Below are 17,561 nucleotides of genomic sequence, written 5' to 3' on the forward strand. Positions count from 1 at the left end.
GGTAAACGTAGTCAAGGTAGACTGTGACGATTCCCCTGCCATCGCGTCCGAATACCGAGTTATGTCTATGCCGACGGTCATGATGTTTCATAACGGTGAGCCGGTAGAAAAACTTGTCGGGCTCCGTCCTAAAAATGTGTATGAAACGCTGATCGAGCGGTACGCTTATTCTCAATAAAATAAAATAATATGCTTAAGCAGCCTTCGCTCGTGCTTTCATCGGGCTAAGGCTGCTTCATTTTTTTGGTAACCGCTCGTAGTTGTAGACTGCCACTTATCCAACGGGGAAACTGGTTATGGTACTGCAATCCAGTGTGTTTGCCAAGGAATCGAGCGTAATAAGAATTGCAGCCTCATGAAGATAAGCTCCAGTCGCTCCCTTCCTGCTGTCGGCTTCACAGCCTGGCATACAAACCACCCAATGTCAACAACTCGTCATGCCAGCCTTGTTCCGCGATTGTTCCTGATTTCTTTTTTTAGGATAAAACACAATACTCCACGAAGTCATATACCATAATGTGAAGGGGGAGGGCTATCCATGAATTGTCCGGTATGCAAATCACAATTCATTAAATACTTTCATCGTTATAGCCAATTTAACTTATTGCAATGTTCTAATTGCGAGTTGGTATTTCAGGAAGGATTATCAAATATCAATACTAAAAAATTTATTCCGGAAATTTATAATGAAGCTTGGTTCAACCTTTAACGCCGTTGCTTTTTGGCATGTGCTCGAACATGTTCCAGAACCAATTACTATCTTTTCTCGCCAAGCTCCACACCGAATTCATATGGATATCAATCTAAGTCTACAGAAATCGACCGATACAAAGAAATTTCTATACCAGAGAAGATGGCTCTTATTCCCCATCTCCAAGCAGACATGCGCGGACATGAATTGTATGTCATATCACGTAAAAAGACGGATGTCAAGCCAAACGCGACAAAATGTTTTAGGCCGTTTTCCAAACTAGACATTGTATATCCGACATCCCCCTAGTAACCTAGCATTCAATGTTTATTCGAATCTATCTTTCTCCGCACCCGCCACCACATAGCGGACGCCCCACAATCCAATCGTCAGCACGAGCGATGGCACCGTTCCCATCGAATCCATTCGCGTTCGCGGTTCAAGCGTACCGGCAGCGAGCGCATGGCTCATAGTCTTCTCTGTCATTCGGTACAGGATGACAAAAAAAATAGAGGCTGACTGTCAGCCTCTATTTCTCAATATACTCAACTATTTTCTGATTCACAAGTACTTCGCTTATTTTCCCTACATCTACCATTTCACCCAAAGAAACAATCGCTTGATAGGATCGCTGCTGGGTCGGCTCGGCCGAAGTCCCGCCAGCGCTGCCATCTGCTCCTCCGGCTGGTGGCGCCGCTTCTCCCGGCGGTGTGTCTACCGGTGGCGTGTTTCCCGGCGGCGTGGCTCCCGCCGTCTCGTTCGGCTGCGCACTGTCCTCTTCCCCTGTCGAGCCTGGCTTGCTATCAGAAGAATCGGCTGGTTGTCCGCTCCCGCCGCCATTCTGAGCCTGCTGCCCGCCGCTTGTGGAAGAAGAAGCGGCCCCCGAAGAACAGAGATGCTGCACAGGATGATCCTTATACGTCTGCTCGGGGCCACCCTCCAGCTTCAATGTAATCGTGCCGGCCTGAAAAGCGGAGCATTCCGCCTCCGTTCCGAACTCGAATACAAGCTCTGTCGTCGGCTTCCATTCGCCGTCCACGGAATCTTCGACTTGCCTCGCGTAGACTTGCGGTTCGATCTTATTGGTCCGCTCTTGCGGAGACGGCGCAGGATTGGACGCAGTGATATCCGCCACTGCGGGCTTGCCGCTGTCGAAGACGCCGGAAGCCGCCAATCCGCCGCCGATGACCAGGATCGCGGTCGCGAACCACACCATCGCTTTCCTGTTGCGCCGTAGCCATCTGACGATGGGCGGCGATAACTCACTGCGGGCCTTGACGTATGCAGCCTGAAGCGGCGCACCCGCCTGCTCGAAATAGAGCTTACGGTTCGTCCGGTTTTTGAACGCGTCTTGGTCGTATTTTTTGAAATAAGCGACCACCGCCGCGGCATATCCCGGCTCGAGCTTCCTTTCTCGCGAGAACAAGCGCTGCTTCTCGGACCAGTTCATGAACAGATAGACGGTCTCCCGGTTCGGCGCATGCAGGTGCAAATAATGGAGCAGCGCTCCGTATTCGATCAAGCCTGTGTCGGCATCCCGGTAGAACGCCAGCACTAGCCGCCGGAAGCGGGACGGCTCCAAATCCTTCTGCAGCCAGCGTCGTCCAAGTTGCTGCAACCGATCCAGCTCGGCAGGCGATAACCCGCCGAAGATCGATTCATCCGGCTCGGCGTCGCGGAACCAGCGGTATGCAGCCAGCATGACATTCGCCGTGGATTGCACCTGAGGCGAATAACGGGCGACCCATTCCCTCACCTCGCCCGGGTGCGCTAGGAAACCGATCTGGAGGAACGCTTCCTGGCGCGTCTGCTCCAGATTCAGCTCCGTCAGCAGGAACACATTCGCCGCATAAGACAACTGCTCCATCAAGAGCAGCATATCTTCGCCGGCAATCCGCCCCTTCTCCGCGAGAAGGTGGTCTACCGTATCCAGCACCGCGTTCACGGCGGACACCGGCTCCGCATCATGCCGCAGCTTCTCGGCAAGCTGCCCGGCAGCCAGCTCGGTGAACTCAGCCTTGCGCAGCAGTACCGGATGCTGGCTGGACCAATGGTGAGCCAGCTTCACAAGCTCCTCGGCCCGGACGATCTCCTGGAATTTCTGCCGCATATACGGGAAGAAAAGCTCCACCGTCTTGCCGCCCCGCAGCAACGTGTCGAAGAAAGGCTTGCTGACGCTGTCGCTGCCCTCGATGAGCGCATAATAGGCTTCCGTTCGCTCACGGCTCTTCGCCTGATTGGCTTCATATAAGCTCCGGATCAAGTACCCGAGCAGATCGCTGCCCAGCGCCGCCCCGGCAAGCGCTTCGAATTCCATGAAGCATTTCACGATAGCCGGATCGGGCATCTCGCCCTGCTTGACGAGCTCATACTCGCGCTGGAAGCCTCCGCGGAACAGCTCCGCCAGCCGCCGCTTCGACTGAACAGCCCCTTCCGGCGCCAAGTAATCGAGCATCGAACGCAGCGCGCCAACCCGATTCTGCATATACACAGAATCACTGCCTTCCTCGATCTGGTACAAGACAGCCAGCTCGTGGCAGCTCGCGATCGCGGTATGCCGCTGCGAGTCCATACCCTCCAGCATCTGCTCGTGGAAGACATAGAAGGCTTCCGCCCGCCCGGGCTGATCCAGATTGCTCCAGGCGAAGCTCAAGTAGGGCTGCTTCCCCAGATCGATATCGACATTCGTCACCCGCTTGGACGCGAGATCGAAGGTATAATCCTTGTCGATGCTGCGATCATTCGGGCGCAAGCTCCCTTGCTCGACGAACGTCAGATGAATGCCCTTCCGGCTCTGCGGCTCCTTCGAGAACGTCAGGAAGCCGAACGCACGGCGGTACGCATACGGCAGACTGCCGTACAGCACGCCGACCAGCTGCAAGGCAGTCTCTGACAATTCCTCCACCGCGACGTCGAGCGCCACGAACACTTTGCGTCTTGTGACAACGGACGAGATGACGGCGAACAACAGCTTCTTGAACATCTTCTCGTCGATGCCGAGGCTGGCGAGCAGGGAGGCCGGCGAAGCCGGACGGCGCGCTTCCGCCGCGGCAGGAATCCTCTCCAACTCAGGCAGCTCTGTGCCCTGCTCGATGTCATAGCTGCCGCCGAAGTCCGCGTTCAGCAGCGAGGGGTAGTCCTTCACCGCTTCAGCCGCCTGATCGGCGGGCATAATATAGTTATGGGTGAAGAAGGCGCTGCGCAAGCCCGTGAAATCCGCCGCCTGATAGATGCTGCGGCCTAGGACGAGCTGCCCCATCTCAGCGTGGAACAGGTGCAGTGCTTGCGGATAGCGCGCTTCGTCCTTCTCACCGCGCGCGGCCAGCTCCGCCGGTGCGTCATAGACACAGAACGGGTGCAGTACTTTTTTGATGAATCCGGTATCAAGCCCGCCGGAGACCGCGATCGTGTCGAAGCCTTCGTTGGAACGGAAAATACCGCGCCGCTCCCGCGTGTACATTTGCTGCTGGATGCGAGAGGATCTGTTCGATGTCAATGCTGCTCTCTCCCCTCGATATAATTCAATTGATGCAACAGCCAGATGAACGGCTCATCTACCCGGATTGGACTGACAACCCCCTGCAGCTTCTGATTGACCGGGTTGCTGCCCAATGCCGACACGGCGAAGTAGGCCGTATTGGAGAAATAGACATCCATCGTTCCTTTGAATGGACGGTCCACCTTCTCGATGAAGCGCCGGATCTCACCGTCGATATTATGGAATTCCGTCAGATCAAGATATTTGCGATGAACCATATTGTGAAAAATATTGCTATTCGACTTAATATAGTCTCCATCCTCATCTTTCAACGCATGCAGCATGTCGCTCTTCGTCAGTACGACCGCCGTCGGGATGTCGGTCTTATTCTTGTCCTGGTAAGCGATGAAGTCGCCGAACAGCGTCAGCACGACATCGCGCGGCTCGTCATATTGCGGTACCCAATCGTCGGAGGCTCCGCCGTATTGCATACGGATTTTTTCACGAATCGACCGAATTTGCAGCGGATCGATCATGAAAAGAATGCCGGTCGAATTTTTAATATGCTGGCCATGCAGGCCAAGATAATCCTGATCGACCATCCCTTCCCCCGCGACATCAAAAAACACCAGTGTGAGCGGCGGCTTCGTCTCATCCTTGAAGACGAATTGAAAGATGAACGGCTCCTGCATCTTCTCCTTCTGCGTCGACGCGAGCAGATCGCCGCGTTCGAACAGAGGCTCCTCGTACAACGTGCGGAACTTGCGGCTTATCTCCGCATTGAGCGGCATGCAGGCGGCATCGAAATGATCGGCCGTCACATGCTGGAGCGTATGAATCAGCGAGGTCATGTAGACCGATTTGCCGACCTGGGAAGCTCCGATAATGGAAATGATATTGCTCGGCACCTTCCCTGCCGTTACGGGCAGCTCATTATGGCAGTGCGGGCACAGCCTTCTGCGCGTGACGACGCCATAGCGGTCATTCAGCCCGATAAGCACATGGTCGGAATACAGATGATGCTCCTCGGGAACATCGCGCGGCTCGATGACCGCCTCCATATCATAGACCGTGTCCAAACCGAAGCGATCCCGGTATTTGTTCAGCTTCTCATCCTCCTGCAGCGCATAATTCTCGTCATCCTCGCGGTGATGCGCCGCGCGGAACACGACCTCCGCCGGCTAGAACTTGCTGAAGCAGTACGGGCATACGATATCATAGAACAGCGGCCGTGACGCCGGCTGCGGCTTGCGCTTCAGAAAATCAAAAATCCCCAATGTCTTCTCCTCCTCATTCCGGTATCAGCTCGTACAGCTGGCCGTATTGGCGGCCGTCGGTGAAGAAGAGCCGAATAAAATCGTCCTTCCCGATCTCAATCTCCGGCAGCATGTTCCGGCCCGGGGCGAACGGCTCGACGAACGGGTAGACCGTGCCGTCGTCTTTACTGGCGGGATAGCCGCCGTGCTTCTTCACATAGCACAGCACATCCGCAGGGAGCGGCACCTCTGCCGCCACCTGGATTTGCGCCGTCTTGAATGTTTTGAACCAGCCGCCTTTATAGCGGATCGAATAACAGATTCTCGCCCGGCCGGTGCTCAGTGCGATCCGGTTCCCGCCATCCTGCTGGATGACGAGCTGCTGCTGTCCGTCCTCCTGCAGCAGACAAGCGTAGATGGTATAGACGAGCCGCCCGATCCCATCAATCCGGTCATGGTACCCGTTGTTGGCTTTGTACTCGTCTCTCGTATACAGCTTCAGCTCCGCAGCCGGCGGACGCTCGGCCGCCGGGCGATCCGCCGCCGCCTTGTGCACGTAGACGGCCTGAATCGTATCGGGCCACAGCCATCGCAGCGTACATCGATCTTCGTCAATACTATGTGCCAGTCTGCGGATGATCGGCGTCTCCGGACCCGCTTCCGAATAATACATCTATCATAGCCCCCTCCACACTAGAATCCACGGCTGTTCTGATCGGTCTGCCGTCCGGACAGGCTGCTGCCTTCATTCCCCGCCGCTCCTCCTCGCCGGCGGCTTTCCTGCTGCCGCTGGCTCTCCTGCACAGGCACGGCCAGCGTGAACAGCGCAATGACGCCCGCCAGCACTAGATCGGCGCCGAGGCGCACGGCTCCGTCCGCAAGCGGTCGTCCGGACAAGCCGGCCTCCAGCAATAGACCAGCAAGCAGCCCCGCCACAGCCCCGCCGATAGCGAAGCTCTTGGCAAGATAGCGGTTGTCGAACACGAGGCCGAGCGACAAGCCAAGCGTAGTGCCAATCAGCGCGAGGGCAATGACATGCAGCGCCTTATAATAGCCGCTGTCCCGAAGCGGCCCGGAACGCTCCGTCACCAACGTCCGATCGCCGATGCTGCTGTAGATCTGCTCGAAAACGAACGACAGATCGTCCGCTTTGGACACATCGTAATACTGGCCGCCGGTCTCGTCCGCGATCTGGCGTAGTAGGCCCGAGCCTTCCGCGTCCACCAGACTGAGGCCGATCGTGTGAACGGCAATATGCTTCGCCTTATAATCAGCGAGCACTTCGTTCGTATTCACTTCGCTGAAGCCGTCCGACAGCAGGACGGCCATCGTGCCGCCCGAATCAGCCGGATTGTCCTTAATATGCTTCATCGCTTCGGATAGAGACAGGCCGATATCCGTACGGCCCTGCGTCGGCTGGAGCCCATCCATCTTAGCGAACAGCTCATCCTTGACAGCCTGATCCTTCACTTGCACGAAAGGCTGAAGCAGGGTCACGCTGTCGTTAAATACAAACACAGCTACCCGCTTGTCCCGATCCATCTCTTCGATCATTCGCTTGGCCGCTTTATAGCGATCCTGGTTCGGATCCGTCTGCTCCATGCTGCCCGAATTGTCGATCACAAGCACGATATTTTCGACCGACTTCACGCCGCCCGCTTCAATCTGGTAGGCTGCTTCGAGCGTCAGCCCCGCGATGAACAGCAGGACGAGCGTCGCGGGCACGAGCACCAGCCACGATGTGCCCGCATACCGCTGCCGCCACGATTGGCCATTCAGCCGGGGCGAGATCATCTCGGCCGTCAGACAGGCCAGGCCGATGAATAGGGCGATGATCCCGAAGTAGAGCCCGCTCACCACGACATCCGGCCAGTGGCCAACCATACGACACAGCAGCCACTCCCCGGCGGCCCAGCCGACCATGCCTCCAATCAGGCTGAACAGCACCATGAGCCAATTCACTTTTCGCTGCATAAATATAGCATCCTTTCACATAACCTCACATAAAATACGTGTTCATAAAGGCCGGTATTTACATATACGTTCAGGTAATCGTCATGACCCGCTCCATGCCAGGTCCGCTGCCCCGGGCGCCGCTGCTGCCCCCCGATCGATGCGTGGCGTTCCGTTTCCCCGCCATCCCCCCGAGAACGGCAGCAGTCCGTACGGAACGCCTGCTGTCCCGCACGGAAGCCCGGCGGAAGCTCGCCTGGCATACCCGGATTAACGGATAGGCGGCAGCAGTCCAGGATCGATACCATGGAATCGGTACCCGTTCTGCACGTAGCTCTCGTAATACATTTTGCCGTTCCGGTAATACATCAGGTCCTCGACGCGGAAGCCGCCCATCATGTTCAGCTTCTCTACCCCGCTGCTTCGCTTCTCGTGCACGCAGCCGAGCTTGTAGATACGGGACGTCTCCTCCTCGTTCAACGCATACCGCATAAATTCGCTCGTCGCGTCGCCGAAAAAATATTTCTCCTCGTAGCGATGCTTATGCGTATAATCGAGCAAGCGGATATGAATGCCAGCATTTTCCTCCAGCGTCCGATACAGCTTCTTGAACAGTTCGTCCCGCGACAGCACCTCCTGGTTGCTATAGTCGATCGTCACGTTCGCCCGCCGCAGCAGTTCTTCCTCGAACGTCTGCCGGAACGGAGCCGCAGTCAACATATGATCCCGGCATACCTCGCACAGTCGCGCGGCCAAGGCTTCTATCCCCTGCTCCAGCAGGCAAGTGACGCTGCCCATATACCGCTCTTCGCCGAAGGCCCCCGGCCCCCGCTTCGACTCGATGTCCCGCATGACATCCGCCGTCACACGTTCATAATACTCCATAATATTTTGGCCGATATAATCATCAGCCCGGCGGATGCTGGCGAGCGCCGCTTCCCGGAGCGTCCGTTCCAGCGACTCCAGCTGCTGCACGTACTGCTTGCAGATCGCGTGCAGCCGTTCCAGCTCCGCTTCATATTTCCGATACAGCCGCAGCTCCGTCTCCAGCCGCAGCACCTCCAGCTTCTGGAAGTACACGGTGTCGAAGAAGGCGCGGATGAAGCTGCGTACATTGTGCTTATCCATCAGCGGCAGCCGTTGGAACGATTGCGCCTCCACCGTCTCGCTATACTTCTGCTCCAGCTCCGCCCGCGCCGCTTCCAGCGCTCTTGCCGCCTCGCGGATGCGGCCGTGCAGAAGCGGCCAGACGCTGCCCGCTTCCTCGGCCTCGTTCGTCCAGGCGTACACATGATAGAAGCAGGTATCCGTCTGGGCGGCCAACCGCTGCCGTACCGCATCATGCAGCTCGTCGTCCGGAAGCTGCCGGATCGCGCTCTCGGCGGCCCGTTCATAGTTCTCCCGGAAAAAAGCGGTGCAGCCGCTGCCGAACAGCGCTTCCTCTGCTTCGCGCAGCGTCATGCGCTTCAGCTGGCTGAAGCTGATGCCATGCGTCATCAAGCCGTTCATGTCGCCGAGCCGCTCCGCGGCCGGGACCGTCTGATCGACCTGGGCCTCTATCGCTTCCGTGTTCAGTCCGAACCAGGCAAGCTTTTCCGCGGCCGTTCGCTCGGGCCCGCCCTTCATCCGCTCGGTCAGCTCCCGGTAGAAATGGTACAGCACAGCGAGCGCTATCGAATGATTCGGGCGCTTCACCTTCGAGAAGCCCGCCGAGACGAACCCGATCCGGCCGGATTCGGTCATCAGATTGTTGCGCAGGGAGGTGTTGTTGTAGCTATCCATTCCATGCGCCCCAGCCGAGTCGATCCGCTTCCGGTTTTTCAACAGGTTCATATGGCAAATGATCTCGTAATTGTCTTCTTCGTCGAAGGATGACATGCCGCGTTCATTTTTGTCCGTCAGCACATAGACGAGATCGAATAACGGCGAAGCGGGATGCGTCACCTCGATCGCAATCCTGTCTTCCGTCACATGCAGCGGGGCCGAGAACGAGTAGTCTGGACTCTGCATATAATCGAGCTCACGCAGGAACGCGACTCCCGCCGAGCTGGCATAGCCGAAGGATTCGGCTTGTTCCCGCTCGCTGATGAGCGCGTACAGATCCGTCTGCACCGACTTGAACGATTGCTGAAAAATCGCTTCCGCCAGCAGCGTAATTTCCGGCACCAGCACAGTGAGCGGATCATCGGCTCGCGTAATGACCGCCAGATGAATCCGGTCGAACGAAGCATAGAGGCGGCCGTACTCCGCGATATCGCTGCTCACCTTCCGCAAGATGCGGTTGAGCTCAAGCAGGCCGCCCTCCTCCGCGTAGAACTTACGGTGCACATCGCGGCGTATCGTCCTGCGGCTGTCGTTATCCCCGCTTCCGCCGAGCGGAAGCACGAGCCGGGCAACTCTGCCGCCGGGTTCTGCGCCATGCCGTGCAGAAGCGGCGCTGCGGGCGGCGGAATCTTCCCCGCCAGAGACTTCTACCCCTAGACCACGGGACGCAATGTGTACGTACATGACGCCGGCACTGTTATCCCATTTCCGGTCGCTAATCTGGATCATCGGCTCAATCGCGTCCCCCGCCTTGTCGCCGATGAAGAGGAACACCGTCGGATAATGAATGCTGCTCTGGTTATCGTCCCGGCCGGTGAGTCGATCCTCGTCGCGCGCATATTCGGTTGCGAACCTTTCCACTTTGGTCTGCGTCATCATCTTATTTCAACTTTCTCCGAATGGCGTTCAGCTTGGTCGTCAACTGCTTGTAGAACTGGTACGTATCCTCGCCGTTCGCCAGCTCGATTTTCTCGTATTCCAGCCGCTCGCGCGCCTCTAGGAACGCCGTGTACAGCTCATCCAGCTTCGCCAGCAGCGGATCGACATCCTCCGTTGCCGTCATCTCGGCGGCGCGGCGGGCCGATTTGCGCAGCAGCGTGCCGCGATGCTTCTCATCCAGGCCGCGGAAATGCTCGTATACCTCGTACTCGACATAATCCCGGCTCTTCATCAGATTGACGAACGGCTCCCACGCTTCCTCTTCCTCGTCGCGGTCATATACATAGAGCGCGCCTTTTTTGCAGATCGTTCCGGTGTACATCGCTTCGATGAATTGATCCTGCTGCTTCTCCTCGTCCTGATGCTGGCCGAGCAATTGCTCGAATTCCGCCACCTTCGCCTTGATCGCTTCGTACTTGGCCAGCTCCTCACGCAGACGCGCGATCAGCTCCGGCGAACGGATCAGATTCTCCTTCGCCAGCTCCTCGCTGATGCTGCCGAAAATATCTTTGGTCTCAACCGGCTCCAAGCCCTCTTCGAGCAGCCGCTTCAGATCCAGGTATGCGCGCTTCACTTCCCCGAGATTCGGCTTCGCGGCCTGCAGCTGCATATCGTAGCTTGTGAGCATGTCCGTGAGGTTGAACGGCTTCGTGAAGACGATGGCATAGCGGTTGCTCGTATTGTCGTCCATCCCCTTCTCGATGACAGTCTTGAACCGCGCGCCCCGCTCGAACTCGGTGCGGACGCGGGCGTTGTATTTCTGCACCCGTTCGTTCCGGTACGTATCTCCCCAAGATTGCTCCGGGATTGGGGAAGGAAGATACGTCCAGTTCGCCTTGTCGGTCTGCACAAGATGGCGGCCGATCCCTTCTTTGTCGAGAATCGTGCGCTCATAACTCTCCTCGTATACTTTGAGCGGCGTATAGACGAAGAGCGGCACCCCGTTATGCGTATTCAGCCAGAATATGCGGTTCTTCACCTCGCTCTCCTTGACGGTGAAGTTCGACTTGCCGACCGCATTGTTCTGGTAGTTGCGGATCCCTTTGAGAATGCTCGGCGCCTTGACGGGCACTGATACGAAGCCCCAGCGCGGAAAATGCAGATTGCCCGAGCTGTTGCTCAAATGGAACACCGGAACCGCCTCGTCATCCAGCTTGCTCGCGATCTGGCGCTCGACGAACTTATCGATCGACTCGTCGTTGCCGAACTTCATGACAAGGAACTCTTCCATGGATTGCGTAATCAGATCGCCGAACTTGTCCGACAGGAAATCCGAAATCGATCTGACGATATCAAGCTCCTGCTCCTTGACCCATTGGTTCGAGTGATTCAGCAGTTCCAACGAGAAGTCGCGGATCAGGTCGTCGACTTCCTTCTGATCCATAATGTTGCTGATCACTTTCGAGATGTCTGGTACGCTGACGATGTTCCAATAATAGGTCCGGTTCCCCTTATGGTCGGCTTGCTCCTCGCCGTTGATCAGAATGTCGCCGTTCTTCTCGAAGATCGAGTTGAGAGCGTTCAATATTTCAGTAAATACGCTATAAATGCGGTTGTTCTCATGGTTCAGCAACTGATACAGATCTTCGTAGAATTCGATCATCTGCTCCGTGCGCTCCACATCGGCATGCAGCCAATATTCCTGAATTTTGGCTTCGATGTACATATTTTTCTTCTTGTCCTTGGAAATAAAGGCGCTCTTCGCATCGCCGAGACGCTCGCTCGCCTGCTCTTGTGCCGCCTCGATGTCGCGCGGAATATGATGCAGATTTTCGCGCAGCGTCTCGATGTAGGAGAGCAGCATTTTCAACAAGCAGAAGCCCTTCTCCGTGTAGATAAGACGAGACACATAGAACGGCCCCTGCTCCGGATGGAGGAACATCCGCCGGATCTGATCGGTGAAGCTGCCGACGATCTCGCCGGGAAGCTGCTTCTTCGCCTTGATGTATTCCTCGCGCGCCCGTGCTAGGAATGTCTGCTCCAGCTCCGTATCCATATTGACGACTTGCATTTTGATGACATTGTTATAGCTCAGGCGCTCGCTGTTCTCGAAGCCTGGCAGCGGCTCCGGCACGCGCGATTCGAACGTCTTCACCATCGTGTCGAGATCGACGCCTAGCTTGCGGGCGAACTTCTCGACCTCCTCCTGGCTCGGCGCCTTCTGGAACATCTTCTCCATCTTCTGGAACAGGCGGTACCCGAGATAGGTTGTCATCTCTTCGATCGGCAGGACGGCCGACGAAGCCCCGATGATGTTATATTCGTAATTCGCCGGAAACGCCCGGTTCATCTGGGCGATATTCGTGCGGATGTTGCTGATGTAATCGTGAATCGCGAATTCCTCGCCGGACTGCTTCTCCTCGCTCGCCATGAAGTTCGTGATGTTCTCCGCCGTCACGTTCATACAGTAGTCATACGCGTTCTCCAGCAGCTTCCCTTCCGTGTTCGTCGCCGAGATCAGATGGCACAGGTTGAACGGTGACAGTGGAGAATTGACCGTCAAAATGTTGCCGTACTTCTGCCGGAAGCGCTCGCCGCGGCCATCGACGTTCATCCAGTAATCAAGCTCCTTGAGCGCAGCGTAGCCGTTCTTCTTGATATATTCGCGCGTATGCTCGCTTAGGCTCTTGTTCGACAGGTTCACGTCCGGAGTGAATAGATAGCCGAGCGTATTGACGCGATCGATGCCTGCCGAGCCATAATCCCGCTCGATAATGCCGCGCACGATATAGGCGATGTCCAAGAAGCAGCCGCTGCCGGTCCCGCCGGACAAGCCGGACAGCAGAAACACCATCAGCTTCTTGTTCGTGCCGACGGACAGCGTCTTAATCTTCTTGTCAATCGCCTGCACGACCTGATTGATCTTGGTGAACAGCAGCAGGCGGCCCGCCTGGCGCACGCCGGCGGCGCCGTTCATTCCGTCGGTGATGCTCAGCTCAGGGGAGAGCCACTCGGTAATATATGGCTCCAGAATGCTGCGGTTCTGCAGCAGCCCGCCTATCTCGGCGTTCGACAGCAGCACGAATTCATTGAGCGGATCGAGTCCGATGCCGCGGTATGTTTTGTTGCGATCCTGTTCATTCGTCTCGAATGCCAGGAACTCCACATTGTCCGGCTTCCCACGCTTCTTCTTCGAGATCGGATCCTCTGGCAGCTTGAATCTGCGATTGATCTGATACTTCAACCGCAGCAGGGCGTCGATGCCGGTCCCTCCCAAGCCGATAATCAGGATCGGATTGTCGATCGTGTCGACGCGGATCTTGTCGCTGACGATGCCTCCGCCCAGCGATACGTCCAATTGCTGAATATGTTCTCTGACGATTGGTTTCATAAATGGATGTTCCTCCCTATCATTTCAAATTCAAAAACGGGCTTGCGGAACGGTTCTACACGATATATTCAATCCAGACCGTTTTATCAACCTGTTGCAGCGGCACTGTAATCCGGTCGCCGCTCTTCATCTCCAGCCCTCTGCTCGCATCGACGGCGCGGCCCGATTTCTCAACTGTCCCGGCCGATCCGTTCTTGAGCAGGATGCGGTCGCTCTTGCCCGGCATAAACACCATCTTCTCGGTCTCCTTGAACTCGGGCGCCAACTGCAGCAGTTGGTGAATCGTGAATTTGCCTTTGAAGGCGGTCAACTTCTTATATTGCGGATAGGTCTTCTCTCCCGTATTCTCATCGCGGATCTCGATGACCATCTGGCCGACGAAGCCGCGGTTCGCCTTCTTCCATGCCGCGAGGAGGAACCCGCCGGCCAGAGCGAGGACGATGAGGCCGATAGCCGCATAGACGATCCACGTCGGGAACGGCTTAGCCGCATTTCCTTCGCCTGCCCCTGCTTGAGCGGACGATCCGGCGGACGCCGGCTTGGCGCTCACCTTGACCGGCTCCGTCTCCCGGTAGAAGCTCTTCTCCTCCGCCCTTACTATGATCTCGTAATCATGCTTGTCCTTCACCTCGAATTCCCCTTCGAAGCGGTTGCCCGCCTGAGCGAGGGGTAGATCGACCGTATCGCCGGTATCGAGATCCTTGACATTCAGCACGGCGCTCATGTTCTGGTACAGCGCATCATTTTGCAGCTTCTGGCCATTGCTGGTCAAGTAGGCGCCGATTTTGATTTTATCGCCTTTTTTATACGTTTTGGCCGAAATCGGGTCCATCGTCAGATCCAGATCATAGTTGAAGACGAGATTAATATCGATCTTGTCCTTATCCGCCCCCTTGACCTGCAGCTTCCAGTCGCCCTGGACCGGTTGGATCAGCTTCAGGAGCGAATAGCTATTCGAACGGGATAGCTGGACGTCATCGGAAGGAATCGCGACCTCCTTGCCGGACGGGTCGTACAGCTTCAATTCAACCGGCTTCGAGGACAGGATGGAAATATTGGCCTCCATGGCGTTCGCATTCGGCACGTTCACCGTCACGTCCTGATAGCTCCCGTTCCCGGTGATCGGCTGGATCGGAACGATTTTCAGCTTCTGATGGCTGGCAAAAATCTCGCTCAATATTTGCGGAAGGTCGTCCGCCGACGATGTGACGAACGATTTGCCGTTCGTCTGCTTCGACAATTCGGCCAGCGCTTCCTTGTTCAACTGCCCGTCGGCGTTCAGTCCGATCGTATAGATCGGGATGCCCTTTTGCTTCGCTTCTTTTACCGCCGCGCTCAGCTCCCGATCCGACTTCGCCTGCGTGCGGCCGCTGTTCTTGTTCAAATAGTTGTTGCCGTCAGCCAGCAGCACGATCATCGGCTCATGGGCCGGGTCGGCTCCCTGCTCGAGCACCTTGACGCCTTCCTTCAACCCGACCGCGATATCGGTATAGGCCCCGCGGTTCAATTGATCGATGAACTGCTTCAGATCCTCCTTGTCCTCCTGGGACTGAATTTCCAGCAGCGCTTTCTCGCGTTCGATTTTATCGGTATAAGCGACGATGCCGACTTTGTCGCCTGCGGAAGACAGCATATCGATGAACATCTTCATCGCTTCGTTGCCGATCTTGTCTGTATCGCTCGTATCCATCGAATTACTCACATCGATAACAAGCATGGCATCGATCTTCGAGGCCGCCTCGGCCGCCTGCGCTGCAGGCACCTTCCCGAGCACGGGCAGCAAGCCGAATGCCAGAGTGAATAACATCATGTAAGCAGCTAATTTTCTCCGAAGCATAATTGTACTCCTTTATCATAAAGTGATAGGTTAATGGCAGGCACACAAGCGCCACTGAAGAAGGCACTATTTTGTTATACCTTATAGTTATTAAGATTAGATGAACATTTTCTGAATTTTCTCGGCTTCCCCGCCACCATATCGTCTGAAATGACAATATATTTGTCGATTCTACCACCAATCTGTCATTATGATATAATCAGTAACTATAAAGTTCAACCTTATTCGACACTATGCAATAGGGACAAAGTCATCCGAATGAAGGATACCATTGTCGAAATTTGTCTAATCAGTATACGATACAAGGACACGCAGCCTTGATAGTTTACTATGGGCTTGCGGAGCATATCCTATTACTCTAGTTTGCTGTTAAAAGGAAGGGACTCACTATGTTAACATACTGTTGTATCGCAATTTTGTTTCTATTTGTCGCCAGCCAGACCGTCCTCTATTGGGTTCGGCGGAAGACGACGCCTTCGCCGGCGGATATTGACGCCCGGCTTGTCTCTATTGTGAACGGAGAGAGCGGGAGATCGACATGAAAAAAATACCTGTCTATTTCAGACCGTACCGCAAGCCGAAGCAGCTCTATCATCTCGTGCATCGATGCGGCTCGTGTCAGGCCTTCACCGCGCTGGAGGAAGATGTCTGTCCTGTCTGCGGCAAAACCTCGCTGCGCCCGATCGAACGGTACGCGGCCGCCCGGGTGAGGCGATCAATGCAGACGAAGCAGCTCTTCGCCCTGTTGCTTGGGCTCATCGGCATCCTGATTAGCGACACATTCGGTCATATGGCGCTCTGCGCCGCAGCGTCCATTCTGCTTATCGGCCTGCTCTGGTTCGTCCAGCGCAAGGCGAGGTCCGCCGAAGCCAGCCGCGAGCTGGACCAGCTGCTGCAGCGCGAGCAGGAGAAGCTGGCTCAGGATCTATACCGCGACTGGGAGCACGCCTTCTCGCATTGGGATGACGACAAGCAGCTCACCTACGAACTGCTGCGCCAGCTGCTGCCGTTAATCCGCAACGATACGATTCGGCTGCAGCAGTTGGCACTGCTTCATTACTTCGCACTGCGCAAAGATATGGAGCTGGAACTGGAACCGCTCTTGCTACAGCAATATGATCCGCTGTTGGCCGATTACATCGGCGAGATCGCCAAAATCAAGCGGGATCTGATCAAGGACCGCACGTTCCAGTTCGTCATCCATTATGAGCCGGAAATTCTCGGGCTGGACAACGGCCAGGACATCCTGGCGGGCGTAGCCGGCGCGGCCGTACGCATGAAGCGTTACGTGCTCGCCTATCCCGGATTGGTACGGCGCTACGCCCATCGACTGCCGAAGGTGCGCTTGCTCCGGCTGCACCGGATGATTCGACAGCACCCGCATGAAAAATGGGATCGCATCGCCGACGAGGTGAACCGGATTGTGCGCGAGAAATACGAATGGGATCCTGACTTTCAGGACTCGGCCGGGAGAGGCTGATGTATATGACGATCCGAGACGTCCTGAACCCGCTGAATATGATGATCTTGTTATGCACTGCCGCGGTGGTAATGATTGGCTTCAAGGGGATTCAAATGCTGGCCTCCGTGCGGGCCGCAGACCGGATGCAGGAGCATTTCAGCCGGTTCAAGGATTATTTCGAGGCGCAACTGGAGGACGGCAAGCTGGAGGACAGCGGTGATGCATCGATCAAGGCGAATCTGCTGGCCAATCTGATCGTCACGGTCGAAGCTGTCGAATAGCGAGGGCTTGTCATCCTCCTACTTCTGTAGGGGGATTCTTTATTTCTACTACATCTTCAATTGGTAAAAATATGTGTGAAACGTTGCTAAACTCTTTTTTCAACCGACTCAGGCCTACTGTGGACAAAAATCTCAAACCCAAGAAACAACGCAAGCGTAAAAACAAAACAAAGAAAGGCAAGAATGGAGAAAAAGCTCCTACCACGACTCCAAGAAGAATCAAGCGTCTCGTGGAGTGGATGATGCGTCACACCGACAAGATTGACTATTGAAATTTCATATAACGATCTTATCTGCGCTCCGAGAGCCTACCTCCTAGTTACGATGGATCGAACTTTGGAACATAAATAGTCAATCCTAGATCTTATCCATTTAAGTTGATTGCTTCGATTCGTTCTCTAAGCCTTTCGTGTAACGTCGCCTACTGCTCTTATTTCTTTAATCTTAATTCGAATTCTTCACATGCGATAACGAAAACGTCGTCATATGTATATATTACATATTGCTTT

At 55.6% G+C, this 17,561-nt stretch carries 12 protein-coding genes and 1 pseudogene; 4 read left to right on the top strand and 9 right to left on the bottom strand.

Annotated features, from left to right (window positions below; all coding sequences use genetic code 11):
* Window positions 1-178 (top strand): thioredoxin family protein (locus tag BBG47_RS25035; RefSeq protein WP_217492524.1); only part of this gene is annotated, 178 nt, incomplete at its 5' end.
* 840 nt (window positions 179-1,018) lie between these two features.
* On the opposite strand, the gene BBG47_RS30135 is transcribed toward BBG47_RS25035, so the two are convergent.
* From BBG47_RS30135 to BBG47_RS25070, 9 genes and pseudogenes are all read right to left on the bottom strand, one after another.
* Entirely contained in the window at window positions 1,019-1,162 is a 144-nt protein-coding gene (locus BBG47_RS30135; protein WP_175400633.1) for a hypothetical protein, read from the bottom strand.
* A 58-nt stretch (window positions 1,163-1,220) separates the two neighbouring features.
* Window positions 1,221-4,187, bottom strand: coding sequence for a GAP1-N2 domain-containing protein (locus BBG47_RS25040; RefSeq protein WP_254659919.1), 2,967 nt, complete (start codon window positions 4,185-4,187; stop codon window positions 1,221-1,223).
* A pseudogene (locus BBG47_RS25045) lies at window positions 4,184-5,446 on the bottom strand (hypothetical protein). The gene BBG47_RS25040 and the pseudogene BBG47_RS25045 overlap by 4 nt, the downstream one beginning before the upstream one ends.
* Before the next feature lie 13 nt (window positions 5,447-5,459).
* A complete protein-coding gene (locus tag BBG47_RS25050; RefSeq protein WP_065294001.1) occupies window positions 5,460-6,098 on the bottom strand; it encodes a beta-mannanase in 639 nt (212 codons plus the stop codon).
* Between the two features lie 20 nt (window positions 6,099-6,118).
* Window positions 6,119-7,399: a vWA domain-containing protein gene (locus BBG47_RS25055; RefSeq protein ID WP_065294002.1), complete on the bottom strand. Its 1,281-nt coding sequence runs from the start codon at window positions 7,397-7,399 to the stop codon at window positions 6,119-6,121.
* Window positions 7,384-7,686, bottom strand: coding sequence for a hypothetical protein (locus BBG47_RS29585; protein ID WP_139070763.1), 303 nt, complete (start codon window positions 7,684-7,686; stop codon window positions 7,384-7,386). The genes BBG47_RS25055 and BBG47_RS29585 overlap by 16 nt, the downstream gene beginning before the upstream one ends.
* Window positions 7,649-10,081 (bottom strand): transcription initiation factor TFIID, encoded by a 2,433-nt coding sequence (locus BBG47_RS25060; RefSeq protein ID WP_065294003.1) that lies wholly within the window; start codon window positions 10,079-10,081, stop codon window positions 7,649-7,651. Before BBG47_RS25060 ends, BBG47_RS29585 begins: the two co-directional genes overlap by 38 nt.
* A 1-nt stretch (window position 10,082) precedes the next feature.
* Window positions 10,083-13,472, bottom strand: a complete 3,390-nt coding sequence (locus tag BBG47_RS25065) for a tubulin-like doman-containing protein (RefSeq protein ID WP_065294004.1) — start codon at window positions 13,470-13,472, stop codon at window positions 10,083-10,085.
* 55 nt (window positions 13,473-13,527) lie between these two features.
* Complete coding sequence (locus tag BBG47_RS25070) at window positions 13,528-15,309, bottom strand: vWA domain-containing protein (RefSeq protein ID WP_065294005.1); 1,782 nt, start codon at window positions 15,307-15,309, stop codon at window positions 13,528-13,530.
* Between the two features lie 389 nt (window positions 15,310-15,698).
* Here BBG47_RS25070 and BBG47_RS30140 point away from each other — a divergent pair, with 389 nt between their 5' ends.
* From BBG47_RS30140 to BBG47_RS25080, 3 genes are read left to right on the top strand one after another with little or no spacing between them, the layout of a single operon-like run.
* Window positions 15,699-15,851 (top strand): hypothetical protein, encoded by a 153-nt coding sequence (locus tag BBG47_RS30140; RefSeq protein ID WP_175400634.1) that lies wholly within the window; start codon window positions 15,699-15,701, stop codon window positions 15,849-15,851.
* A complete protein-coding gene (locus BBG47_RS25075; RefSeq protein WP_083189597.1) occupies window positions 15,848-16,789 on the top strand; it encodes a hypothetical protein in 942 nt (313 codons plus the stop codon). The genes BBG47_RS30140 and BBG47_RS25075 overlap by 4 nt, the downstream gene beginning before the upstream one ends.
* 5 nt (window positions 16,790-16,794) lie before the next feature.
* On the top strand, window positions 16,795-17,052 hold the full coding sequence (locus BBG47_RS25080; protein ID WP_139070764.1) for a hypothetical protein: 258 nt from the start codon (window positions 16,795-16,797) through the stop codon (window positions 17,050-17,052).
* Window positions 17,053-17,561: the final 509 nt, after the last annotated feature.

Source organism: Paenibacillus sp. KS1 (assembly GCF_001680695.1).
GTDB lineage: Bacteria > Bacillota > Bacilli > Paenibacillales > Paenibacillaceae > Paenibacillus_B > Paenibacillus_B suaedae.